Origin of the sequence: Candidatus Levibacter sp. Uisw_134_01 (assembly GCF_047717795.1) — a bacterium.
Taxonomy (GTDB): Bacteria; Pseudomonadota; Alphaproteobacteria; order Puniceispirillales; family Marisalimonadaceae; genus Marisalimonas.
On record NZ_CP159808.1, the window covers coordinates 1,728,474 to 1,752,111 of the forward strand.

Consider the following 23,638-nt stretch of genomic DNA (forward strand, 5'->3'; position numbering starts at 1 on the left):
TACTAAAAATTATTTAAAATAAATTTATCCAAGCATATACCAGCAAAAATAAAGCTTAAATAAAAAATTGAATATAAAAAAAGACTTTTTTCAGAACCTTCTTTCTTCCTATATAAAAGAATAGCTCTTCTTAAAAACTCAAAGCCTAAAAGAGAAATTGTAATAAAGTAAAATGTTCCCGCATAATTTAATGCCCAAGGCATATAAGAAAATGGTATTAATAGACATGAGTATATCAGAATATTTTTTCTTGTAACTTTATCACCCGCAACAATAGGAAGCATAGGTATTTTTGCTGCTTCATAATCATCTTTTTTGATTATAGCTAATGCCCAAAAATGTGGTGGTGTCCATAGAAATATTATCATAAACAAAATAACTGACTCTAAAGATACATTACCTGTTGCACAAACTTGACCTATTACTGGAGGGAAAGCTCCAGCTGCACCACCAATAACAATATTTTGAACAGTATGTCTCTTAAGCCATACTGTATATACAACTGCATAAAAAAAGATTGTAAAAGCTAACAAGCTTGCTGCTAACCAATTTACGGCTAAGCCTAAAATCATAATTGATATAATTGAAGAAATAATGCCAAAAGAAAACGCTTCAGATGGAAGAATTTTGCCTAAAGGAATTGGTCTGCCTTTAGTTCTAACCATGACCTCATCGATGTCTCTATCATACCATTGATTAAGTACACCTGAGGCACCTGCTCCTAAGGCTATGGCAAAAATACCAATGTATGCCAAAGCTGGATTAATGCTGTAACCTTGAACTGGTATTGCTGTGTAATAACCAACAAAAGCTGTGAACACAACTAAAGACATAACTCTAGGTTTCATTAATTTAAAATAATCTAATGGTGAGCCAAAGACCTCCTCACCTTGAACTATTTCGTTTCTATTAGCTGTTATAACCGGCATTTTATATTTTAAATAAACCTTATTTAACTTTAGGAATTTCTGCAAAAGTATGAAAAGCAGGTGGTGATGATACGGTCCATTCTAGAGTATTATCAGTAGAACCCCACGGATTTTTTGAAGCTTTTCGTTTTTTAACAAATGCCTCTACAATAACAACTAGGAATATGATTGCACCTAAAGCACCTATGTATGAACCAATTGAGGCAACCATGTTCCATCCAGCAAATGCATCTGGATAATCTACATATCGTCTCGGCATTCCGGCAAGTCCTAAAAAGTGCATTGGAAAGAATGTTAAATTTACGCCAATAAAAGTAACCCAGAAATGAACTTTAGCTAGACTTTCACTGTATTCATAACCTGTCATCTTTGAAAACCAATAATAAAAACCAGCAAACAAACCATAAACGGCACCAAGTGATAAAACATAATGAAAGTGGGCTATAACGTAATATGTATTGTGTAAAACTATGTCTAAACCAGCATTTGCCAATACCACACCTGTAACTCCACCAACTGTAAACAAAAAGATAAAACCAAGTGCCCAATACATCGGAATCTTAAATACTATAGATCCACCCCACATTGTAGCAATCCATGAAAATATTTTAATTCCTGTTGGAACAGCTATGACCATTGTAGCAGCAGTAAAATATGCTCTAGTATCAACAGACAAACCGACTGTATACATGTGATGAGCCCAAACAACAAAACCAATCACACCAATTGAAACCATTGCATATGCCATCCCTAAATAGCCAAAAACAGGTTTCCTAGAAAAAGTTGATATAATTTGGCTAACAATTCCAAAAGCAGGCAAAATCATTATATAAACTTCTGGATGTCCAAAAAACCAAAATAAATGTAAAAATAAAATTGGATCTCCACCACCTTCTGGAATAAAGAAGCTTGTTCCAAAGTTTCTATCTGTGAGAAGCATTGTTATTGCACCTGCTAATACAGGTATAGCTAGTAATAATAAGAAAACTGTAACTAACATGGACCAAACAAACAATGGCATTTTATGAAGTGTCATCCCAGGGGCACGCATATTAAAAATGGTTGTGATAAAATTGGCGGCTCCTAATATTGAAGATGCACCAGCCAGATGAAGTGAAAATATTGCTAAATCCATTCCCATACCTGGTGAACCAGCAGAGCCTGAAAGTGGTGGATAAATTGTCCAACCTACACCAACTCCACCATCCACGACAGCAGATAAGAGAAGTAATACAAAGCTTGGAGGTAACAACCAAAATGAAATATTATTCATCCTTGGAAAGGCCATGTCAGGAGCACCTATCATTATAGGAACAAACCAATTTCCAAAACCACCTATTAATCCTGGCATTACAACAAAGAAAACCATTATAAGGCCATGTGCTGTAGTAAAAACATTCCACATATGTCCATCAGCCATGTACTGAACACCTGGATTCATTAGCTCCATCCTCATATAAATGGACATTCCACCACCGATAAACGCTGCAACTATAGCAAATATGATATACATAGTTCCTATATCTTTATGGTTAGTGGAGTAAAGCCACCTCTTTACAAAACCTGATGGTGCTCCATGATGATCATGGCTTGATATTGTATCCGAACTTTTCGACAATGTTGCCATTATTTAATCTCCTTAACTTCTTTTTTTTCCAGGAATGCTAATTTATTAGGACTACTGTTTATTTTATTAGCAAATTTTACTTTAGCTTCTTTTAACCACTGCTCATATTCATTTTTTGGCAGTGCTTGAATAACAATTGGCATATATGCATGATTAACGCCGCAGATTTGATTACATTGTCCATAATATTTTTTCTTACCTAAAGGTACTTCTGTCCAAATTTCATTAATTCTACCCGCTATTGAGTAAACTTGTAACGCTAATGATGGAACAAAGAATGAATGCATGACATCATTACCAGTGATTAAGAATTTTATTTTTGTACCTTCAGGTACAACTAGAGGATTATCAACGTCTAACATCCTCTTTTGATCACCTTTCAAATCTGCTTCTGCAATAATATATGAATCAAATGAAATTTCTTGGTCAGGATATTCATAATTCCAATACCACTGAGCTCCAGATACTTTGATTACCATGTCCACAGGCTTGTCTGCTTCTGTAAGATATAACAATTTGAATGATGGAACAGCTATTACAACTAATATTAGTACAGGAACTACTGTCCATATAATTTCTATTATAGTATTATGAGATGTTTTTGAAGGTTTAACACCTGGCTGTTCTTTATATTTGATACAAACATATATTAATAATCCTAAAACAAAAACAGCAATTAGGGTTATAACAATTAAGAGAAAATTGTGAAGATCAGTTGCCTTTTCTGCAATAATACCTGCAGGTGGTTGAAGGTCCATTTGCCAAGGTTTTGGCTCAGAGGCAGAGGCTGAATTAGAAATAGAAAAAATAAAAGCAAGTAAGCCCGATAAACAAAAAATTAACTTGTTATTCCAATTACACAGAAGTATCTGGATATTTATTTTCATTATGTTCGCTCCTCAAACAATATATATAACCAAAATATATTTGATCCAATATTATTAATCTTAAAAAATTAATTGAATTAACTATGTATTACTTAGAACTTTTTCAAGTAAAATACTAGATCTAATAACAAATTATTTTAACTTTATACATAAAATTTTAATACAATCTAAAAAAAATATTTATTTCAGATTTAACCTTGCATAATAATTGCCAGACTGTCATTTTAGGTACTATATTTCTAATTTAATAGGTTTACATATGCAAAACAAATCACCACTGGAAATCACAGATAATATTTTTTTTGAAAATAATGAGTTTGATCTAACTAAAGTTAAATCTATATTATCTGACACTCTTAACAAAGCTGACGACGGTGAATTGTACCTAGAGTCTACAAAATCAGAGTCATTTTCTTTCGACGATGGTAGAATGAAAAATATCTCATATGACAGTACCAAGGGTTTTGGATTAAGAGCAATAGCTGGTGAGGCTAGAGGTTTTGCTCATTCTGGAGAAATCAGTGAATCTTCTCTTAAAAGAGCGTCAGAGACAGTGAAATCTGTATCAAAAAATTATACTGGTATAATGGCTCCAGCTCCTTCTCATGGCACTAACAAACCTTTATACACCTCACTAAACCCCATTGAAGAAACTTCCTTTAATATAAAAACAGAGCTTCTTGAAGAAATAGATAATTATGCAAGATCTTTAGATAGTAAAGTTGTACAAGTTTCAGCTTCAATATCCGCTTCATATCAAGCAATTCAAATCATTAGGGCTGATGGAGAAAGGTCTGCAGATATTAGACCTTTGGTAAGACTTAATGTTTCACTTGTTGTTGAACAAAATGGCAGAAGAGAAACAGGAAGCTCAGGATGTGGTGGCCGAGGCAAATATGAGGAATGGATTAATTCAAATCGATGGAAGGGACAAGTCAAAGAAGCGCTAAGAATTGCTAACACCAATCTTGAATCAATTCCAACTCCTGCAGGAGAAATGCCTGTGGTTCTTGGGCCTGGTTGGCCAGGAGTTATGCTACATGAAGCAGTCGGCCACGGCTTGGAAGGTGATTTCAATCGAAAAGGTACATCAATTTTTTCAGGAAAAATTGGTGAAAAAGTAACAGCTGATGGAGTTACTGTTATCGATGATGGGACTATTGAAAATAAAAGAGGTTCTATAACTATTGATGATGAGGGAACTCGCTCATCAAAAAATATCTTGATTGAAAATGGTGTTTTGAAAAGCTATATGCAAGACAGGCAAAACGCTCGCTTAATGAAAATGAACCCTACTGGAAATGGTCGGAGACAATCCTATTCACATTATCCTATGCCAAGAATGACAAACACTTACATGGATAATGGAAGTGTAGACCCAAAAGAAATTATAAGTTCTCTTAAAAAAGGTATTTATGCAGTTAATTTTGCAGGTGGACAAGTAGACATTACAAATGGCAAATTTGTTTTCTCAGCCTCTGAGGCATACTTAGTTGAAAATGGAAATATTAAACAACCCCTTAAAGGAGCTACACTTATAGGTAATGGCCCAGATGCCATGTCAAAAATATCTATGATTGGTAATGATTTAGCTTTAGACGATGGAATAGGTACATGCGGGAAAGATGGCCAAGGTGTTCCCGTTGGAGTGGGTCAACCAACTCTATTGATGGGCGGCATAACTATTGGCGGGACAGATACTAATTAATTTCACAACTAATAAGAATTCTCAGTAAAAATTTTATTTACATTTTTATTCCATGTAGTGTTATATTTCTTGATTAGTTTTTCTGCTCCTGTTTCTTTGTTTTGTAAAATACGAAATAAAGGATCTAAAAACTGTCTTTCGTCCATACCTTTATGATCTAAAACATTTCTTCTTTCTAACCCAGAGCTTGAAATTCTTAACATTTCATTTGCAAGATGCTCAATAGAAATTTCTCCAATTTTACCACCTAAAGCTAATTTAGAAGCTGAAAGTCTTCCTCCCTCCAACACGTCTTTACTCATTATAGGCTTAGCTAAATCATAAGCTTCCGCTTGCGATTCATCATCATATAACAGACCTACCCATAGGGCTGGAAGAGCACAAATTATATTCCAAGGACCTCCATCTGCGCCTCTCATCTCAAGATATTGTTTTAACCTAACTTCTGGAAAAGCAACAGTTATATGATCCTCCCAATCTTTCATAGTTGGATATTGACCCTCAAAACCTCTTAGTTTTCCATCCATAAAATCTACAAATGATTGCCCCGAAATATCAATATATTTTCCTTCTCTATAAATAAAATACATTGGCACTTGAAGGATATAATTCAACCAAGATTCGTAACCGAAATTAGGGTCAAATACTATTCCTGGAACACCTGTCCTATCAGAATCAGTATCAGTCCATACCATGGCTCTTGAAGATAAATAGCCACTTGCCTGCCCTTCAATAAAAGGGGAGTTTGCAAACAAAGCTGTTGCAACTGACTGAAGAGCAAGAGATATTTGAAATTTGTGAACCATATCTTGCTCACTAAAATAATCAAGATTAACTTGAATTGTACAAGTTCGAAGCATCATATCAAGCCCAAGATTCCCAACTTTAGGCATATAATTTTTCATGATTTCATATCGGCCTTTGGGCATCCAATTTTGATCAGATCGTGACCACTTTGGATCATAACCTAATCCAATCATAGACAACCCTAACTCACTCATTACATCTTTCATCATCTTTAAATGTAAACCTGTCTCTTTACAGGTTTGATGAAGGTTTTCAAGGGGCTTCCCCGATAATTCTAATTGACCACCAGGTTCTAAAGATATGGAAGCACCTGTGTGATCTCTTAAAGCAATTGTATTATTATTTTCAAGGATTTTTTCCCATTTATTTTTTTCAGCCAGCTTATTAAACAATTCACTAATACCTGATTTACCGAAATAACCAACTCTTTTAAAACTATCTTCATGAAAAACAAACTTTTCATGTTCAGTACCTATCTTCCAGTCTTCTCTTGGTTTTTCTCCTGATACAAACCAATCGATTAGGTCATTTTTTTCTAGTTTTGACATTCAGTCCTCATCTATATTTCAAATAATTATTAAGAAGAAAAATTAGAAAATACAACATAATATTAAAATATTAATTTATAATATATTCTTTCATATCACCATTCATTATATGCCAGAAAACTAAACCACTTATAACTGCCGTTTCAGATCTCAATATCCTTGGCCCTAAGTTTATTGGAACAACAAATTCTTTTGATTTTAGAAAACTTATTTCATTTTGAGAAAATCCTCCTTCAGGTCCCATTAAAATAGCTCCAGATGGATTAAATAAAGCTTGATTGTTAAAAGACCTTTCTTCTTTTTGGTTGCGCTCAGTTTCATCACCATAGAAAATCTTTCTGTTTTTATTCCAAGAACAAATCACATCAGCAAGCTTTTGAATTGGTTTAATTTCAGGTATCGTAATTCTTTCACATTGTTCTGATGCCTCAATAACTATTTCTTGCATCCTTTTTAAATTTATATTTCTTGTTATAGTTCTCTCCGTAATAACTGGCACTAAACAAGAAGCGCCTAACTCTGTTGCTTTTTGAATAATAAAGTCTGTGGAACTTTTCTTTACAGGCGCAAAGACAACCCATATATCTGCTTTTTTTTCAGGATCCTTGATTTTTTGTAAAAGCTTTATTGTCAGGTTTCTTTTTGAATCATTTATTATCTTACCAGTGAATTCTCCATCAACCTCATTAAAAATTGATAATATGTCATTTCTTTTTCTTCTCATAACGTTAGTTAAATAATGCAATTGTTTTGACTGAATTTTTATTTCTTGATGAACCTCTAGCTTGCCATTTACATATAGCCTAATTTTTGCTTTGTATGATAAGTCTTTCATCTTAATGAACCTATATTCTTAAAATTAATTTAGCCAACAATTGTTTTAATCACACTATAATGATATGCCATTATTTATGAATACACCAAAATTTAATAATTCAGATATCATAGAAAACGGATGGTGGAACATTTTACCTAAGAAATTGTTAAAGTGGGTAAGGTTAGGAAGATTTGACAGACCCGTTGGATTTTGGTTACTTTTATTACCTGGTTGGTGGGTGTTGGCCCTTACTGATATAAAGTTTATAAATTGTATAAAACTAATGATCATATTTCTTATAGGAGCTGTAGTTATGAGAGCAGCAGGCTGCACTATAAATGACTTATGGGACAAGGATATTGATAAAAAAATTTCTAGAACAAAAAAAAGACCAATTGCTAATGGAGACATATCAAATCAACAAGCATTTTTTTTCTTAGCTTTTATGCTATTAATTGGTATAATTTGTCTATACCAACTTAATATAAATACGTGGTATGTCGCATTATCTTCCCTCCCCCTAGTTATAATTTACCCCCTAGCAAAAAGATTTACTAAATGGCCTCAAATCATTTTAGGTTTAACATTTAGTTGGTCTGTGCCAACAGCTTGGTCAGCTGCAAATCAAGAATGGACCATTGGTATTTTTATAATGTATTTTGCTACAGTATTTTGGATCATTGGTTATGACACCATATATGGTTGCCAAGACAAAAGTGAAGACGAAGTTTTTGGAATACAAAACTCAGCTGTATCAGCTAAAAACTTTCTAAGTACGTTTGTAGGATGTATGTACTCTTTTACATTTATTTTATTGTTAATAGGTGGATATCTTTTAGAAGCTAGTTTTTTTTGGTTTATAGGTGTAACTTTAATTGGATGTCATTTTGTCAATCAAATCCTAAAATTAAATGACTTAAAGAAGTATGCCCCCCTTAAAATATTTAAATCAAATGTAACAGTTGGTTTGATTTTGTCGATTTCTTCTTTAGGTAATTATATTAATTTCATGCAGTAAAATTATATCTTATATTTTGACCTGAAAAACCCATCTACTAAAATCATATGTGGGAATGTTAATGCAGCTAAACCAATAAATGTCACTTTTAAAATTGCCTCAGGAAAAATATTTAAATTTAAAACATAATAAAGAGCAACTGCTCCACCTAACCAACTTAAAACTGAAAGAGTAATCATTAATGATATGGCTTTACCTTTCTCCATGAAATTAAGCAAAGTAGGAACAACTCTTTTTATGTGATTAAAGCTATGTATCAAGCAAAAATAAATGGCAAATGCAGGTAATGGAGGAAGCAGAGTAATAAATACGATCATAATAATAATTAAACTTATATAATTTCTAGATAATTTCATCTTTTTAAAATTAAAAACAATGAAAGTTAACGCACTTAACCAAAGAATTATCCCTAAATATAAACATGTCCATAATAATGATAATTGATTACCTGATAAGACAGAAAAAAAATAACTAACCTCGAGTTTATTACAAAAAATAATACCTAATACGACTAAACCGCCATGGAAGTAGCCATTTATCAAATAAGTTTTATTTTTTTTCCAATCTAAATCACCACAACCAAAATGGAAAATACTTATAAATAAAAAAAAGATAAGGCTAACTACTGGAAAAAAATACCACATTATGATTACACTAGCTGAAACTAATATATAGGCTCCAAAAAAACATAACTGTAATATAACTCTTTTAGAACAACCTAATGTAATGGAAATTGCACCGTCTAGAGCTCCATGAGGAATGCCCACAAATATAATTAAAAACAATGATACATAATCAATCAAATTTAAAGAAAGATCTAACATCATTAAAATATAATTTTAAAAAAAGATTTAATAAAGGGTATTTTGGGCATTGAAAAAACTATTTTCCAATTGGTTTTAAAATCACAATTACCTGACATAAACCTTGCCATTTCGTCACCATTTATATTTTTTGCTAAATTAGAAAATATAGTTGGGGCTATTTCAGGATATTTATCTATAACTCGAATAAAAATTTTATCTAAAAATAAATCTATTTTGGAATGAATGTTAGTATTAATTTTTTTACCTGAAATCAACTGATCCTTTATTTGTAACACTTGTTTTTGTATAAACGTAAATGCATATCCTGTAGAGGGCCTTACAGCGCCTCCTCTAGTTCCAATATTAAATATTTTTTTTGACATTAAAGATACATCATGCATGGGGATTATTCCTTTTTCATGATTGCTTTTTGTAAACGATTTTAAATTATAATATTTTTTTAAATATTTTAAAATTGCTTTATCGTAAAAATTATTGGACTCCAAGTGTTTTGAAAACATGGTGGATTCCACTAAAGCAGTTTTTTTACTGAATGGAAGAAGATAGATAAAGTGCATACCCTTAGATTGATCGCACCTAAAGTCCATTAAAATAACAGTTTTATCGTCAAATATTTCATCTTTTGAATTAACTACATAACCCTCAAAATGTTGCAATAAAATATTTGATGGCATTTTAGGCGGCCTACTATCAAAAATATAGTCCCCATTTAACTTATAATTTCCATCAAATAACTCTTCGTTATCTTCTAAAATTTTTCTATTAAATAGATTTACTTGTTTATTCTGAAGCTTACTTAGACAAAAATTTAACCATTTTTGCCTTTTAATAACACAATAAGGATGTTTTTTTGAAGATAATATATTCTTTGAATTACTAGTTATTATAGCCCAGTTATTCCAGGAACAATAAGAATTATCGTAAGCTTCTTGATTCTCTTTAAATTTCCAAAATCCCCAGTAATGATCGTTTATAGGTTGATGTTGCTCCTTCAAGAATAAATTAAATTTATATTGTGGTAATAAATTGTTAAACCTAGCTAATGAAAATGCCGCACAACCACCACCAATGATATTTATTTCTTTACTACTCACTTACAATAATCTCTTTTAAAAACCTATGTAGTTCAGGATCATGATTTTTTTTATTTTTGTTTCTAACAAATTCTTCAATTATTTTAAAAAAAGTGACTTTTGCTTTTGTTATATTTGACGTTACTTGCCTTCCATTGTACCAACAATAATTTTTTAATTTTAATTGAATACCTATTTGTCTATATACACCCGATGCAATTGAAATTGCTATTCTAGTTTTCAATGGCAGAAAGATTAACCCTTGAGTTCCACTATAATAATATTTCTCTGCGAGATTTAATAATTTTTTTATACCAAAAGAAACTGTTCTAAATATCTCTGTATTATTATCATTTACACCTTGTATCATGGCATTTGGAGAAATATTATTTATCCATGAACCTGGTATGTAACGTCTTCCCATTTTTGCATCTTCTAAAACATCTCTTGCAATATTAGTAAGTTGCATAGCTATTCCAAGATCAATAGCAAATAAATAAGCTTCTTTATTTTTACATTTAAGAGCATCACACATCATTAGACCAACAGTTCCCGCCACATAATATGAATACTGAATTAACTCTTCTTCTTCTTTAAACAATACAGTGCTTTGATCTAAAATTAACCCATCAATTAGATGCGTTGCTGCTTTTTTGGAATATATATTAAAAAAGCTTGGATATTTTAAATTATAATTATTTTTAAATTTTAATTCTTTATAATTTATAAAATTTGATTTTATTTTTTTTAATGTTTGTAATGACCCTCTTTCACCACTATCAGCAATGTCGTCTAAAACCCTACAAAATTGATATAATTCAGAAGCCCTATCGATATATGCAGAAGGTAAAAATTTACCAGCCCAGTAAAAACTTTTACCATTTTTTTTTAATGTTAATTTAGCATTTGAAATATGTTGATCCATACAAGATCTCACTTATTTGATTAAGCTCTCTACAATTTTTGCAGACGACAATACACCAGGAACGCCTGCACCTGGATGCGCTCCCGCTGCAGCAAAAAATAAATTATTTATATGAGGATCTTTATTATGATACCTAAACCAAGCAGATTGTGAAAAAATAGGTGCTATAGAAAAACCTGCCCCATGTGTTGAACGATAATCATTTTTAAAGTCCAGAGGTGTCATAAAAAAATCGTCACAAATGTTATTTTTAAGATCAGGCAAAATTGTTTTTTCAAGAGCTTCTATTATTCTATTTTGTAATTTTATACCCTCTTTACTCCAATCAACGTGGCCTTGAAGATTTGGAACAGGACATAGTACGTAAAAGCTATCGCAGCCTTTAGGCGCAAAACTTTTATCAGTTGCAGTTGGTCTATGAATATATAAGGAGAAATCTTCACTTAAAACTTTGTTATCAAAAATATCTTTTAACAAACCTTTAAATCTCTTACCTAACCAAATTGAATGATGGGCTATATTGCTATATTGTTTTTTGGTTCCAAAAAATAAAACGAACATTCCCATTGAATAAGAAGTTAATTTTTCTGGTAAAAATTTTTTTCTTTTATTAATATTTTTTGTTTTTAGTATTTCTCTATAGAAAGTAGGTGGGTCTCCATTAAAAATAATATTGTCTGCTGAAAAAAAATCGCCATCCATACTCTCTAATTTCTCTATTTTACCATTTTTTTCAAGAGCACTTTTTATATCTACATTGTATTTAATATCTACTCCAGAACGCTTTAACAATTTAGTTAACTCTGCAACTAACTTACCAGTCCCTCCCATACTAAAATACACTCCCCAATTTCTTTCAAGAAAATGAATTAAGGCATAAATTGAAGTCGTTGAAAATGGATTTCCTCCAACTAATAGTGGGTGAATTGAAAAAGCAGCTCTTAAATTTGGGTTTTTTATATATTTATTAACAAGCTGAGCAACTGTTAGGTAACTTTTTAATTTCAATAAAGCTGGTATTTGTCTTAACATAAAAAAAAATGAACTAAAGGGCTTATCAGCTAATTTAGTAAAGCCTATGTCAAATATAGATTCTGATGCTTTTAATAATTTTTCATAACTATTAGCATCTTCAATGGAAAATTTTCTCATTTCCATTTTTGTCTTTTCAATTGTTTGTGAATAATCAAAAGTTTGACCATCATGGAAGTGAAACCTGTACCAAGGATCTAATGGTTTAAATTCGACATAATCCTCTCTTTTTTCACCAAATAATTCAAAAAGTTCATCAAACAAAAAAGGAGCCGTTATCACTGTTGGTCCAGCATCATGTTTAAATCCATTTTTCTTAAAGACTTGAGCTCTACCCCCCAAAGAATTTAGCTTTTCTAATAGCGTCACTTGGTGGCCAAGAGCTCTTAATCTTAAGGCAGTTGCAATACCTCCAAAGCCACCACCAACTACAATACTCTTAATTTGATTTTGATTTTTTATAATGTGTTTCATTTTTTCTTATTGATACTGAAGTAATTATACTATTACGTTTTTGAAACAAAAAAAAGCCTGCAGAATAAACTGCAGGCTTTTTGTATAAAATTTAATATATTATGCTTCTGATTCAGTAACCGCAACATTCCAAATAATTACACCAAATGCAATTTTGTTAAGAACGTCAGCTAAGTTATAGATAATGTTAAGTGAATTTTCATCAACTCCACCTGCCATATAACCCATAAAATAACCTATTGGGTAAATTGCCCAACCGATTGTAACAATCCATCTCATTGTTGAGAAAGCTGATCTGACAGACTCTGGAGCCTCTTCACTTGCTTTACTAGCTTCACCTGCAAAGATTTCATATAAGATGTATATCCAACCAACCATTCCTATAACAAATCCAAGTGTAGCATTCATATATCCAGCTTCACCTAAATATCCACCAACTAACATTACTAATGAACCTATCATTAACTTCCAAAACACGCCTCCAGCTACAGCTGTACAAGCTCTTAGAATAATATAGAATTCTACCATTAATAACGGAACAGTAATTAACCAGTCAATATATCTGTAAACTGTAGGTGTTTCACCAGTACCCACCCAAACATCTCTCATATAGAAGTAGTGAACAGCTGCTACTAGTGTAACTAGACCAGATACTGTTAGTGAAGTTTTCCATTTTGCTGAAACTCTTTGTGTTTCCATAAAGAAAAAAGCAGTTGAGGCAACAAGCGCCATAGAAATTAACCAGAAACTAATTCCAACAAAATCATCTGACTTTAAATTTGCACTATCTGCAGCATTAGCCAGAAATGGTAATGACGAAATAAAAGCTGCCGGTACGGCATATTTTAAAATTTTATTAAAAGACATTTATAAACTCCCCTTATATTGTCATATTTACTAGCCACTGCTAGATATTTACACTAATAGTTAGTGCGTTAATCACGACAATAAAAAAGAAATTGTGGTTAATCAACAAATAAAAGTATATTTAATGTATTTTTTTTTCACTTAATATGCTAAGGTATTGTTTTTAAACAATTTATTTAATGATAACAATTATCATTTTTATGTTTTAGGAAGGTATTTTAAATGGATACGGTATTATTTGGTGGCTTAGGGTTTCTACTTTTGTGTGGAATTTGTTTTCTTACAATACGATTTATAGACAGATCTTCTTTAAAAGATAGAAATAAAAGATTATTGAACTATGTCGTTTTGGGAACTTTAATTATTGCAACCATATTAATTTTTAGATGGCATAGCGGAACATATCTAATAAGCAATTAAGTCTAATAGAACTAAATAACTAAATCACCTTTACTCTTAACATCAATAATTTCCCAATTAGGGCTTTGAGGTTTAAGGGCTATTTTTTTTAAATTCTCATGCAACTTAAATCGATATTGTTTATTATCTATCACTTCCATTAACCATTGTGTTAAACTTTGTTTTTTGTTTTCTAAAATACTCATTGTTAATAATAATGCTTCATATTCGTTAACGTTATCTAGTTTATTATGGACACCATGTATTGCTGACAACCTCTTAGGAGCTCCATTAAAGGGAAGAACTCCAGCTAGTGATACATACCCGTATATATCATCTGAATATTCAAAATCTCTTAACTTCACACTACCCTGTTTCAGTTTAACAAAATGATAAGCTATGCCAACCGCCTCTGTTAAATGCATTATGTTCAACTGCTCTTCTTTAAGCCAAAGAACGTTTAGATCAACAATTGTGCCATTGCTTGGCCATTGTGTTGCTGGCAGTGAACCATAAGCCGAAATTGATGCTGCATATACAACTTCTGAGTTGTATAACTTTGCTGGAGTGACGCAAATATCCTGATCTAGTGAAAATTTTCTTTTCAACTGATAGGGCGATCTATTGGAGCCAACTGATAATATTGGAATTCTATTTTCTAGGTTAAAACAAATATCTCTTACAAATTTACCTTTATAAAATGAAAAAGGATAATTAGGAGCAAAATATGGGTAATTTATTGCTCTTTTATAAGGTGAGAATTTAGGAAATAATTCCTCATTATATATTTGATTATAATCTTTCATTATAAATTATACTAACTATAATCCAACTTTTTCATCATAACCTAGCGCTATATTCATACACTGAACAGCCGCTCCAGACGCTCCTTTGCCTAAATTGTCTAATCTAGAACAAATTACGATTTGTTGATTAATATTATTTCCAAATATATTAATGTCTAACAAATTAGTATTGACAAGATTATCAGGCCTAAAATGACCTCTGCTATTAAGACCCTCGTCTTTTTTTAAAACATTTATAAATTGGGCTTCAAGATAGAATTCTTCCATCACTGCTTGAATTGTTTCAGTATCAATTACAGAGGTGAAGCTATTAAAATGAATTGGAACATATACAATCATTCCTTGAATAAAGTCACCCACAGACGGCATAAATATTGGGTTATACTTTAAATCATTATGGTATTTTATTTCTGGCAAATGCTTATGATTAAGTTTAAGAGAATAATTGAAAAAAGGCGCATGATCCTTCTCATTAAAATAAGCTATAAGATCTTTTCCACCACCAGAGTAGCCACTGATTGCGTTAATTACTAATGGTTGACTAGGCAATATTAATTTATTTTCTAACAAAGGCTTTAATATTACGTTTGCTCCAGTTGCATAACATCCTGGGACAGCTATTCTTTTTGACCCAATAATTTTATTCTTAAACATAGGACCGAGCTCAGGAAGCCCATATGACCAACTTGAATTCGTACGATGGGCTGTTGAAGCGTCAATAATTATTGGAGATCTTGATCCAAGATCATCAGCTATTTTAGTGGTTTCAATTGATCCTTCATCAGGCAAACATAAAAATGTAACATCTGACTTTTCCAACATCTCTTTTTTATATAATAGATCTTTCCTTTTAGATTGCTCTAAAGGTAAAATATTTATATTTGGATGTTGGGCCAATCTTTCACGAACCTGAAGGCCTGTGGTACCTACTTCTCCATCAATAAAAACATTTTTTTTCATTTTAACCTTTTTTATTACTCATATTGATTGCAACAAGTTTAACAGTATATTAATAAATCAAGTATGTCTTTTTAACACTTTTCTTTTTTATTGGGAACTATATATGTCTGCAAATAAACTCGACGACAAAGATGTTATGAATATTTTAATAGATACGGCTTTATCTAGTGGTGCATCGGCTGCTGACTGTGTTTTATCAAGAAGTCGAGGGGTATCATTAACTCGAAGATTAGGCAAAGATGAAACTATAGAAAGATATGAGGATTTTGATACTGGTTTAAGGGTATTTGTTGGAAATAAAATTGCTTCTGTGTCAACAAATGAAAATTCTGAAACTGCGATTAAAGATGTAGCTAGAAGAGCTGTCGATATGGCAAAAATTGCTCCACAAGATGATTTCAGCCTAATAGCATCACAAGAAATACTTGAAGAATTTCCTATAAATGAAGCTCTCTCAGTCGATAGTTATGATAAGGTTGAGCCAAACATAGATATTATTAGAGATAGGGCTAAGGAAGTTGAAGACACAGCTTTAAGTGTTAAAGGCATAACTAACAGTGATGGAGCAGATGCTTCTTGGGGAGAAGGAGAAACTCTTTTAATGACTTCCAATGGTTTTTTTGGACGCTCTAAAAAATCAAACCATAGTGTTTCAGTCGTTGTTATTGCCGAGAAAAATGGTAAAATGGAAAGAGATTATGATTACTCCTCAAAGGTTTTTGGAGAAGATTTAAAGACCTCAAAACAAATCGGTCTTGAAGCAGCAAATAAAACACTTGCTAGAATGGGAGCCACAAAACCAGTAACTGGAAAATACCCAGTAATATTTGATCCAAGAGTATCTAGATCAATTGCTAGCCATTTTGCTTCTGCAATAAATGGATCAGCTATAGCACGTAAAACTAGTTTTTTAAAAGATATGCTTAATAAAAAAGTTGCTAATACTTCTATCAATATAGTTGATGATCCTTTTTTGGAACGAGGTCTTGGCTCAAGGTTATTTGATGCAGAAGGTTTAGGCTCTAGAAAATATACATTAATTAAAGATGGCGTTTTGCAACAATGGTTATTAGATCTATCGTCTGCAAAACAATTAAACTTAAAACCATTTGGTAATGCCAAAAGAGGGATAAGTGGACCACCATCCCCAGGAACAAGTAACTTTATGATTTTACCAGGAAAGATAACCCCTGAAAACTTGATTAAAGGTGTCAGTAACGGCTTTTATGTTACAGATATGATAGGTAGTAGTGTTTCTATGATTACTGGCGATTATAGTCGTGGAGCTAGTGGGTTTTGGATAAAAAATGGAAAATTATCAATGCCGATAACTGAAGCCACTATTGCAGGTAATCTTAAAGAAATGTTTATGACACTTCAGCCTGCAAACGACTTAGACTTTTCGCATTCTATGAATAGCCCAACCCTATTGATTGAAGGGATGACTATTGCAGGAAATAGTTAATTGAAAAAACAAGTTGATGATAATAGTTTCAATAGATTTTCTGCATGGTTTGATATGCTTATCAAAGATCATGGGTTCTTAAGGCTTTGTTATAATAATTTTCATAAAGTTAATCACAATATTTATAGAAGTAATATGCCCACTCCTATGAGAATTAAAAAATATAGTGAAATTGGTATAAAAACTATAGTTAATTTAAGAGGGGTAAGGAAAGACGGTGGTTGGTTATTAGAAAACGAGGCATGTAAAAAATATAATATTAGGTTAGTTGATTTTAGAGCCAGGTCTAGAGCAGCTCCTGAAAAAGAAATGATTTTTAATGCAGAAAAATTGTTTAATGAAATAGAATACCCTGCTCTTATACATTGCAAATCAGGTGCTGATAGAGCTGGCATTATGTGTGCTCTTTACATGTTAATTTATGAAAAAGAAAAGCCTGAAATTGCTAATAAGCAACTATCATGGAAATATTTACACGTAAAATGGGCAAAGCCTGGAGTTTTAGATTCATTTGTCAAAGAATATGGAGTTGAATATAAAAAATCTAAACAAAAGTTTATGGATTGGGTTAAAAAAAAATACGATCCAATAATGTTGGAGAAAAACTTTAGATCCATATGGTGGGTCAATAGACTGGTTGATGATATTCTTAAAAGAGAATGATAAACTAAACATTATTAATGTTAAGCTTATAGAGCTTTCTATATAAGCTTGACTTCTTTACTAGGTCTTGATGCTTACCAAGCTCCACTATCTTGCCTTTATTAAATAATATTATTTGATCAAAGTTTACGATGTTAGATAATTTATGGGCTACTGTAATAGTTGTTTTATTTTTAGTAAGTTTTTCTAAAGCTTTATTTACTTCATCCTCGGTTTTAGTATCCAGAGCACTTGTAGCCTCATCTAATAATAGTATAGGCGCGTCTTTTAAAATTGCTCTTGCAATAGATATACGTTGTCTTTGTCCTCCAGAGAGATTTTTTCCTCCTTCGCCTAAAAGAGTATTATAACTATCGGGTGTAGTCTTAATAAATTCATGTATGCCTGCATTTTTTGCAGCTTTAATTATATCATCATCATTAGCGTCTAAATTTCCAAATCTTATATTTTCTAAAAAAGTTTTATTGTAAATGACTGTATCTTGACTCACTAATGCAACATTATCTCTGAGAGAGTTTAAGTTTATATTTTTTAAACTTTGTTGATTTATAAAAATTTCACCTGATAGCGGATCATAAAATCTAGATATTAAATTAATAATCGATGACTTACCTGCGCCACTCTGGCCAACTAAAGCAACTTTAGTACCCGCTTCAATAAAGAAGTTAATATTATCCAAAGCTTTTATTTTATTTGTGTAAGAAAAATTAACGTTTTTAAATGTAATATTTGGAGGGCTTTTTTTATTTAGTTTTAATTTAACTGCTGAATGTGAATTAGATACTTTTGAAGCAACATTTAACTGACTATATATTCGAGTTAATGCTGATAAAGCTTCTTGTAACACAGTATTAAATGTACCTAAAGCTCTGGCAGGTTGTGCTATCATGAGAAGAGCAGTGACATAACCAACAACACTTCCAGGAGACAACTCCCCCATTGATACCCTATAACTGGCTAAGCCAATAACACAAGCGGCTGCCACACCACCGAGAACTTCTAAAATAGGTAAAACCTTTGCTCTTCCAATCACGAGATTGAACATTTTGTTAAAGAGTACGTTTAATACATTCTCTGATCTTTTTATCTCCATTTTTTCTAAATTATACGACTTAACCATTCTTATTCCCTGTAACATTTCAGTCAGAGTTGAGGTAACTGTTTCCATCTGTTCTTGCAGTGTCGTTGCTATAATTTTTTGTTTTTTTCCTATTTTAAATATGGGATTTAAAGCAATTGGATATATTACAAAAACTAAAATAGATAACAACCAATCCAACCATATTAAATAAGACATTAATGCAATAATTGTTAAGGTATCTCTAATTAAATTATTAATGCTTCTTTCAAACCCATCCTTGATCAAAACCACATCATTCATTATTCTTGAAACATGATTACCAGATGAAAGTTTATTTAACTCTAAAAGGTCAGCGCTTATTATATGTTTAGTAAGATTTTTCTGAATATCTACAGAAATTGATAATGATATTTTTGATACTTGTTTAATTTGAAAAAACATGGCTACACCTCTAATAATTGCAACCAAAGCAATAACAAGAGGTAATGTTATCCAATCATTATTTCCACTGTCTAATAAACCATCAAAAACAAGCTGTATTAAATATGGATAAATAGATGCCGTGATAGCAACTAAAACCAATAATAAAAAAGCGAAGAATATGTCAAAAGTATACTTAAAGACAAAATCAAACCAAAAACTTTTAATTACATTTTTATTTATATTTGTAATTATTTAACTTTCTCCCGCCTCAATCAGCCATAATAAAATACGATATTAACTTATTATATTAATAAAGTGTATAGATAGTTATTTTGTTTTATGTAATTTTAATTTAAATTCACCTTTAAATATATTAGTAACTTTTGGATTAGAAGATGAGTGTGATAAAATATTTTAGCAAAACTAAATTTGGCCAGAAGTTCATAGGTTTTGTGTTTTATTCACTTACTAGTTTTGTACATCGCTCTATAAGATGGAAATATCTAATAGAGAGTGAAAAATCTAATATATTTAATAATAATCAAAAAATGATTTTTTGCTGTTGGCATAATAGATTATTTTTAGGACCTCATATTTTACCAAGAAACAGAAAAATTAATGCCCTTCAATCCAGTCATTCTGACGGCATGATCACCTCAACAGCTTTTAAATTTCTTGGGATGAACGTTATTTTAGGATCATCTAATAGGGGCGGAATGCAAGCATTCAGACAAATGGTTAAATGCATACAATTAGGCGAAAGTGTTGCTATTACTCCTGATGGCCCTAAAGGTCCTAAAGAAAAAGTAAAAGATGGAATAATAAAATTAGCTCAAATAACAAATTCACCCATAATCCCACTTGTTTGGTCTACTAAAAAATTTAAAATAATAAATTCATGGGATAATTTTGTTATACCTATGCCATTTTCAAAAGGGGTATATAGTTTTGGAAAACCCATTTACATTAAAAAAAAGATTAACGAAAATGAATTAGCGATGAGCAAACAAAAACTTGAACTTGAACTTAAACGTCTTACAAAGTTGGTTAATCAAGAATTAAGTTAAAATTATTTAGGCTTTAAAAGAGAAATACATGTCACTTACCATCTACAATTCAATATGGGGATTTGTTAAGTTAATATTAGAACCCTATTTAAAAAGACGTGTTAAAAAAGGTAAAGAAGACGTTCACAGGATTAATGAAAGATATGGGATTTCAAATAAAATTAGACCCAAAGGGACTCTGATATGGTTACATGGAACCAGTGTAGGAGAGTCAGTTGCTGCATTAGCATTAGCAAACTCAATGAAAAAAAATGGTTTTGGTGAAAATAATAATGAGTTTTTTTTATTAACAACTAACACTTTATCAGCTGCAAAACTAATCAAAGATAAAATCAAAAAAGGTCTGCCTGCTATTCACCAGTATCACCCTTATGATCATCCGGAATTTGTTTCTAAATTCCTAAAACACTGGAAACCTAGTATGGCAGTCTTTTTGGAATCTGATTTTTGGCCTAATTTAATATACTTAACGTCAAACACAAAAATTCCTACTATTCTAGCATCCTCTCAAATGTCTGACAAATCGGCACGTTTTTGGACAGGGTTAGGGTATTTTTTAGCAAGAAAAGTTTTTGGCAAAGTGGATCATGTTCTAGCTGTTGACCCAAAGCAAGAAGCTCTTTTTAAAAAACTAGGCGCGAAGAACGTAAGAAGCCTTACAAGCTTGAAATCAATTGCAGATAAACCGCCCATAAACAAAAATTATATTTTTAATTTGAAAAAGGATCTATCAAAAAAGAAAATATTACTTGCGTCATCCACCCATCCTGGTGAAGAGGAATTAATGATTAAGTTAGCAGATTTTTTAAGAAAAAATGCTAAAGATGACGTATTAATTATAATTGCCCCCCGTCATATTAAGAGAAGTTTATCTATTCAAAATAGAATCAAAGCTGCAGGTTTTGATATAAAGTCTAGAAGTAAAGGAGAGTTTCCATCTAAAAATGATGTTTTCTATCTTGCTGATACGATGGGTGAAATGGGCTCTTTAATTGAAATAGCAGATCTTGTTTATGTCGCAGGTTCTATGGTTCCTGCTGGAGGCCATAGTCCATCTGAAGCATCACAATTTGGTAAAGCAGTGATAATGGGACCTCACACAGAAAAATGTAATGCGCAAATCAAGGATCTTGTATGGTCAGGTGGTGCTATCCAGATTGAAAAGAATATCAACATGAATAAAAATTTTACTGATAGTATCTTTGAACTATTAAGTAATCCAGAACGTATTGAGGATATGGGCAAAAACAGCCTAATTGCCTCCGGTTATGCTCAACAACGCGCGGATGAAGCAAGCGTATATTTATTAAAATTACTTCATAAAAATGATAAAAAAAAGCTCTTGTATAATGATTAATACACCAGAATTTTGGTATAAAAAAGATGTAATTTCTAGATTCAAAACCCTTTTATTGATTCCTTTTTCTATTATCTGGATCCTACTTTCGTTAATTAAGAAAAATTTTGCAAAAAGATATAAATCTCATCTAAAAGTAATTTGTATAGGTAACTTAAGTATTGGTGGAACAGGAAAAACACCCTTTTCAATACAAACATATAAAATATTAGAAATCCTGGGTTATAAACCTGTATTTTTAACGAGAGGGTACAGAGGTCTTACAAAGGGTCCAATCCTAGTAAATAAGTCACATAACCACAAAGATGTAGGAGATGAAGCCTTATTGTTAAGCAAAGTAGGCACAACAATTGTATCATCAAACAGATGTATAGGAGCTAAATATATTGAAAACCTAAAAAAGAACTATGATATGATCATAATGGATGACGGACTTCAGAACTATCAATTAGAACAAGATATCAAATTACTATTAATAGATAAAAAATTATTATTTGGGAATGGATATTGTATACCTGCAGGCCCATTAAGACAGACAATTACTCAAGGTTTAAAGAAAATTGATGCAATAATTTTTACAGGTGATGGCGATATCAAAGATATAAATCTCAATTTTATTAATAACATTCAAAATTTTGATACTAAATTAGAAATAAAAAACAACTTTAAAACAAAACAAAATAATTTTTTAGCATTTTGTGCATTAGGTAACCCTATAAAGTTTTTTAATACACTTAAAAAAAATAATTTTAATATTGTATTAACCAAATCTTTTCCAGACCACTATGAATATAAAAACAAAGATATAAACACATTAAGAGAGGATGCTGATAATAGAAACTTAAAACTAATTACGACTGAAAAAGACTATGTTAAGATTGATGATAAAGAAAATGAAATAAGCGTTCTACCAATTGAAATTAATTTTAGTGAGGCTGATGGTAATAAATTTAAATCATTTTTAAAGGAAAAAATAAATGACTGACCCCATCAGTTTTAAACTTAAAAAACACTTTGATAGATATATTCATGATCCCATTGCAGCGCTGATTGCTATTCCTTTATTTTTAATACTTAAAATTTTACCTTATAAATTATCTTCCTATCTATGTGGTACTTTAATGTATCTAATTGCACCGTTCACCTCATATAATAACCGTGTGAAAAGACATATGTGCATAGCCTTTCCTAAAAAATCATCTAAAGAAATTAACAAACTGGTATTTAGACATTGGTTTATGCTCGGCCAAACAATTGGTGAAATGCCTCATATAAACAAAATGATAAAATTAGGAGTTTTAGAAACAGATGGCTTAGAAAAAATTAAAACTGGCCCTGCTATTTTAGTAGGAGCACATATGGGCAATTGGGAATTTTTACTAAGAGTTGGAGATCTAGCTGGAAGAAGAGCTGGTTATGTATTTAGACCAATTAATAATTGGATATTAAATAAAATACAAATTCATAGAAATAAAGACGCTAATGCAGATTTTTATAGGAAAGGACGTCTTGCTGCAATTGGAATGGCTAGCAAAATCAAAGCTGGAGAAATTGTAGGCTTAACTGGCGATCAATTACTAAGAGAAGGTATTAATGTTTCCTTTTTTGGCGTAGAAACTCCTACTCCACAAGCCGCCGCAATCATGGCTTTGAAATGGAACACTCCAATTTATATGGTAAGAATCGAGCGATTTAATGGAATTAGGTTTAAAATGACGGTAGAGGATAAACTAAATATTCCTACGAATTTAGACAAAGAAAAAGCAACATATGAAATTACAAGATTAATTTCTTCTCGAATAGAAGAATGGATTATAGATAAGCCAGAACAATGGCTATGGGCGCATAGGCGTTGGGGGAAATAACTCAAAAGAGACT

22 protein-coding genes are annotated in these 23,638 nt (G+C 31.5%); 9 read left to right on the forward strand and 13 right to left on the reverse strand.

Features of this window, described 5'->3' with window-relative positions; all coding sequences use genetic code 11:
* Positions 1-2: 2 nt before the first annotated feature.
* Genes ABXT66_RS08865 through coxB form a run of 3 tightly spaced genes read right to left on the reverse strand, consistent with a single transcriptional unit; the run spans position 3 to position 3,443 of the window.
* Positions 3-929, reverse strand: a complete 927-nt coding sequence (locus tag ABXT66_RS08865) for a heme o synthase (RefSeq protein WP_443643143.1) — start codon at positions 927-929, stop codon at positions 3-5.
* Positions 930-948: 19 nt separating this feature from the next.
* Entirely contained in the window at positions 949-2,556 is a 1,608-nt protein-coding gene (gene ctaD / locus ABXT66_RS08870) for a cytochrome c oxidase subunit I (RefSeq protein ID WP_443643144.1), read from the reverse strand.
* Positions 2,556-3,443, reverse strand: coding sequence for a cytochrome c oxidase subunit II (gene coxB, locus ABXT66_RS08875; protein ID WP_443643145.1), 888 nt, complete (start codon positions 3,441-3,443; stop codon positions 2,556-2,558). Before coxB ends, ctaD begins: the two co-directional genes overlap by 1 nt.
* A gap of 259 nt (positions 3,444-3,702) precedes the next feature.
* Between coxB and tldD the strand changes: the two genes are divergently transcribed.
* Complete coding sequence (gene tldD, locus ABXT66_RS08880; RefSeq protein ID WP_443643146.1) at positions 3,703-5,151, forward strand: metalloprotease TldD; 1,449 nt, start codon at positions 3,703-3,705, stop codon at positions 5,149-5,151.
* Between the two features lie 8 nt (positions 5,152-5,159).
* Here the strand turns inward: tldD and ABXT66_RS08885 are convergent, their stop codons facing one another.
* Together ABXT66_RS08885 and ABXT66_RS08890 are read right to left on the reverse strand one after the other, a co-directional pair.
* Positions 5,160-6,506 (reverse strand): glutamate--cysteine ligase, encoded by a 1,347-nt coding sequence (locus ABXT66_RS08885; protein WP_443643147.1) that lies wholly within the window; start codon positions 6,504-6,506, stop codon positions 5,160-5,162.
* Between the two features lie 70 nt (positions 6,507-6,576).
* Positions 6,577-7,341, reverse strand: a complete 765-nt coding sequence (locus ABXT66_RS08890) for a 16S rRNA (uracil(1498)-N(3))-methyltransferase (protein WP_443643148.1) — start codon at positions 7,339-7,341, stop codon at positions 6,577-6,579.
* Positions 7,342-7,417: 76 nt separating this feature from the next.
* Here ABXT66_RS08890 and ubiA point away from each other — a divergent pair, with 76 nt between their 5' ends.
* Positions 7,418-8,341: a 4-hydroxybenzoate octaprenyltransferase gene (ubiA, locus tag ABXT66_RS08895; protein WP_443643149.1), complete on the forward strand. Its 924-nt coding sequence runs from the start codon at positions 7,418-7,420 to the stop codon at positions 8,339-8,341.
* A 2-nt stretch (positions 8,342-8,343) separates the two neighbouring features.
* Here the strand turns inward: ubiA and ABXT66_RS08900 are convergent, their stop codons facing one another.
* From ABXT66_RS08900 to ABXT66_RS08920, 5 genes are all read right to left on the reverse strand, one after another.
* Positions 8,344-9,168: a Brp/Blh family beta-carotene 15,15'-dioxygenase gene (locus ABXT66_RS08900; RefSeq protein WP_443643150.1), complete on the reverse strand. Its 825-nt coding sequence runs from the start codon at positions 9,166-9,168 to the stop codon at positions 8,344-8,346.
* A complete protein-coding gene (locus ABXT66_RS08905; RefSeq protein WP_443643151.1) occupies positions 9,168-10,262 on the reverse strand; it encodes a lycopene cyclase family protein in 1,095 nt (364 codons plus the stop codon). The genes ABXT66_RS08900 and ABXT66_RS08905 overlap by 1 nt, the downstream gene beginning before the upstream one ends.
* Entirely contained in the window at positions 10,255-11,166 is a 912-nt protein-coding gene (locus ABXT66_RS08910) for a phytoene/squalene synthase family protein (protein WP_443643152.1), read from the reverse strand. Before ABXT66_RS08910 ends, ABXT66_RS08905 begins: the two co-directional genes overlap by 8 nt.
* A 12-nt stretch (positions 11,167-11,178) precedes the next feature.
* Positions 11,179-12,672 (reverse strand): phytoene desaturase family protein, encoded by a 1,494-nt coding sequence (gene crtI / locus ABXT66_RS08915; protein WP_443643153.1) that lies wholly within the window; start codon positions 12,670-12,672, stop codon positions 11,179-11,181.
* A gap of 99 nt (positions 12,673-12,771) precedes the next feature.
* Positions 12,772-13,539, reverse strand: coding sequence for a bacteriorhodopsin-like (locus tag ABXT66_RS08920; protein ID WP_443643154.1), 768 nt, complete (start codon positions 13,537-13,539; stop codon positions 12,772-12,774).
* A 222-nt stretch (positions 13,540-13,761) separates the two neighbouring features.
* On the opposite strand from ABXT66_RS08920, the gene ABXT66_RS08925 reads away from it, so the two are divergent.
* Positions 13,762-13,959, forward strand: a complete 198-nt coding sequence (locus ABXT66_RS08925) for a diguanylate cyclase (protein ID WP_443643155.1) — start codon at positions 13,762-13,764, stop codon at positions 13,957-13,959.
* A gap of 11 nt (positions 13,960-13,970) precedes the next feature.
* Here ABXT66_RS08925 and ABXT66_RS08930 read toward each other — a convergent pair whose 3' ends face one another.
* Together ABXT66_RS08930 and argC are read right to left on the reverse strand one after the other, a co-directional pair.
* Positions 13,971-14,744 (reverse strand): hypothetical protein, encoded by a 774-nt coding sequence (locus ABXT66_RS08930; RefSeq protein WP_443643156.1) that lies wholly within the window; start codon positions 14,742-14,744, stop codon positions 13,971-13,973.
* A gap of 15 nt (positions 14,745-14,759) precedes the next feature.
* Positions 14,760-15,704 carry an N-acetyl-gamma-glutamyl-phosphate reductase gene (gene argC, locus ABXT66_RS08935; RefSeq protein WP_443643157.1) on the reverse strand — a complete coding sequence of 315 codons (945 nt, stop codon included), beginning with the start codon at positions 15,702-15,704 and terminating at the stop codon, positions 14,760-14,762.
* Between the two features lie 103 nt (positions 15,705-15,807).
* On the opposite strand from argC, the gene ABXT66_RS08940 reads away from it, so the two are divergent.
* Together ABXT66_RS08940 and ABXT66_RS08945 are read left to right on the forward strand one after the other, a co-directional pair.
* Positions 15,808-17,169, forward strand: coding sequence for a TldD/PmbA family protein (locus tag ABXT66_RS08940; RefSeq protein ID WP_443643158.1), 1,362 nt, complete (start codon positions 15,808-15,810; stop codon positions 17,167-17,169).
* Complete coding sequence (locus tag ABXT66_RS08945) at positions 17,170-17,832, forward strand: phosphatase domain-containing protein (protein WP_443643159.1); 663 nt, start codon at positions 17,170-17,172, stop codon at positions 17,830-17,832.
* Positions 17,833-17,836: 4 nt separating this feature from the next.
* On the opposite strand, the gene ABXT66_RS08950 is transcribed toward ABXT66_RS08945, so the two are convergent.
* A complete protein-coding gene (locus ABXT66_RS08950; RefSeq protein ID WP_443644734.1) occupies positions 17,837-19,588 on the reverse strand; it encodes an ABC transporter ATP-binding protein in 1,752 nt (583 codons plus the stop codon).
* Positions 19,589-19,731: 143 nt separating this feature from the next.
* Between ABXT66_RS08950 and ABXT66_RS08955 the strand changes: the two genes are divergently transcribed.
* Genes ABXT66_RS08955 through ABXT66_RS08970 form a run of 4 tightly spaced genes read left to right on the forward strand, consistent with a single transcriptional unit; the run spans position 19,732 to position 23,625 of the window.
* Positions 19,732-20,403, forward strand: a complete 672-nt coding sequence (locus ABXT66_RS08955) for a lysophospholipid acyltransferase family protein (RefSeq protein ID WP_443643160.1) — start codon at positions 19,732-19,734, stop codon at positions 20,401-20,403.
* Between the two features lie 28 nt (positions 20,404-20,431).
* Positions 20,432-21,760, forward strand: a complete 1,329-nt coding sequence (locus tag ABXT66_RS08960) for a 3-deoxy-D-manno-octulosonic acid transferase (RefSeq protein WP_443643161.1) — start codon at positions 20,432-20,434, stop codon at positions 21,758-21,760.
* On the forward strand, positions 21,753-22,745 hold the full coding sequence (gene lpxK / locus ABXT66_RS08965) for a tetraacyldisaccharide 4'-kinase (RefSeq protein ID WP_443643162.1): 993 nt from the start codon (positions 21,753-21,755) through the stop codon (positions 22,743-22,745). Before ABXT66_RS08960 ends, lpxK begins: the two co-directional genes overlap by 8 nt.
* On the forward strand, positions 22,738-23,625 hold the full coding sequence (locus ABXT66_RS08970) for a lysophospholipid acyltransferase family protein (protein ID WP_443643163.1): 888 nt from the start codon (positions 22,738-22,740) through the stop codon (positions 23,623-23,625). Before lpxK ends, ABXT66_RS08970 begins: the two co-directional genes overlap by 8 nt.
* Positions 23,626-23,638: the final 13 nt, after the last annotated feature.

What these genes read in the sequence shown, in the direction of transcription:
- ABXT66_RS08865 (WP_443643143.1), bottom strand. Translation starts at nt 929, where the DNA reads ATGCCGGTTATAACAGCTAATAGAAACGAAATAGTTCAAGGTGAGGAG.
- ctaD (WP_443643144.1), bottom strand. Translation starts at nt 2,556, where the DNA reads ATGGCAACATTGTCGAAAAGTTCGGATACAATATCAAGCCATGATCAT.
- coxB (WP_443643145.1), bottom strand. Translation starts at nt 3,443, where the DNA reads ATGAAAATAAATATCCAGATACTTCTGTGTAATTGGAATAACAAGTTA.
- tldD (WP_443643146.1), top strand. Translation starts at nt 3,703, where the DNA reads ATGCAAAACAAATCACCACTGGAAATCACAGATAATATTTTTTTTGAA.
- ABXT66_RS08885 (WP_443643147.1), bottom strand. Translation starts at nt 6,506, where the DNA reads ATGTCAAAACTAGAAAAAAATGACCTAATCGATTGGTTTGTATCAGGA.
- ABXT66_RS08890 (WP_443643148.1), bottom strand. Translation starts at nt 7,341, where the DNA reads ATGAAAGACTTATCATACAAAGCAAAAATTAGGCTATATGTAAATGGC.
- ubiA (WP_443643149.1), top strand. Translation starts at nt 7,418, where the DNA reads ATGAATACACCAAAATTTAATAATTCAGATATCATAGAAAACGGATGG.
- ABXT66_RS08900 (WP_443643150.1), bottom strand. Translation starts at nt 9,168, where the DNA reads ATGATGTTAGATCTTTCTTTAAATTTGATTGATTATGTATCATTGTTT.
- ABXT66_RS08910 (WP_443643152.1), bottom strand. Translation starts at nt 11,166, where the DNA reads ATGGATCAACATATTTCAAATGCTAAATTAACATTAAAAAAAAATGGT.
- crtI (WP_443643153.1), bottom strand. Translation starts at nt 12,672, where the DNA reads ATGAAACACATTATAAAAAATCAAAATCAAATTAAGAGTATTGTAGTT.
- ABXT66_RS08920 (WP_443643154.1), bottom strand. Translation starts at nt 13,539, where the DNA reads ATGTCTTTTAATAAAATTTTAAAATATGCCGTACCGGCAGCTTTTATT.
- ABXT66_RS08925 (WP_443643155.1), top strand. Translation starts at nt 13,762, where the DNA reads ATGGATACGGTATTATTTGGTGGCTTAGGGTTTCTACTTTTGTGTGGA.
- ABXT66_RS08930 (WP_443643156.1), bottom strand. Translation starts at nt 14,744, where the DNA reads ATGAAAGATTATAATCAAATATATAATGAGGAATTATTTCCTAAATTC.
- argC (WP_443643157.1), bottom strand. Translation starts at nt 15,704, where the DNA reads ATGAAAAAAAATGTTTTTATTGATGGAGAAGTAGGTACCACAGGCCTT.
- ABXT66_RS08940 (WP_443643158.1), top strand. Translation starts at nt 15,808, where the DNA reads ATGTCTGCAAATAAACTCGACGACAAAGATGTTATGAATATTTTAATA.
- ABXT66_RS08955 (WP_443643160.1), top strand. Translation starts at nt 19,732, where the DNA reads ATGAGTGTGATAAAATATTTTAGCAAAACTAAATTTGGCCAGAAGTTC.
- ABXT66_RS08960 (WP_443643161.1), top strand. Translation starts at nt 20,432, where the DNA reads ATGTCACTTACCATCTACAATTCAATATGGGGATTTGTTAAGTTAATA.
- lpxK (WP_443643162.1), top strand. Translation starts at nt 21,753, where the DNA reads ATGATTAATACACCAGAATTTTGGTATAAAAAAGATGTAATTTCTAGA.
- ABXT66_RS08970 (WP_443643163.1), top strand. Translation starts at nt 22,738, where the DNA reads ATGACTGACCCCATCAGTTTTAAACTTAAAAAACACTTTGATAGATAT.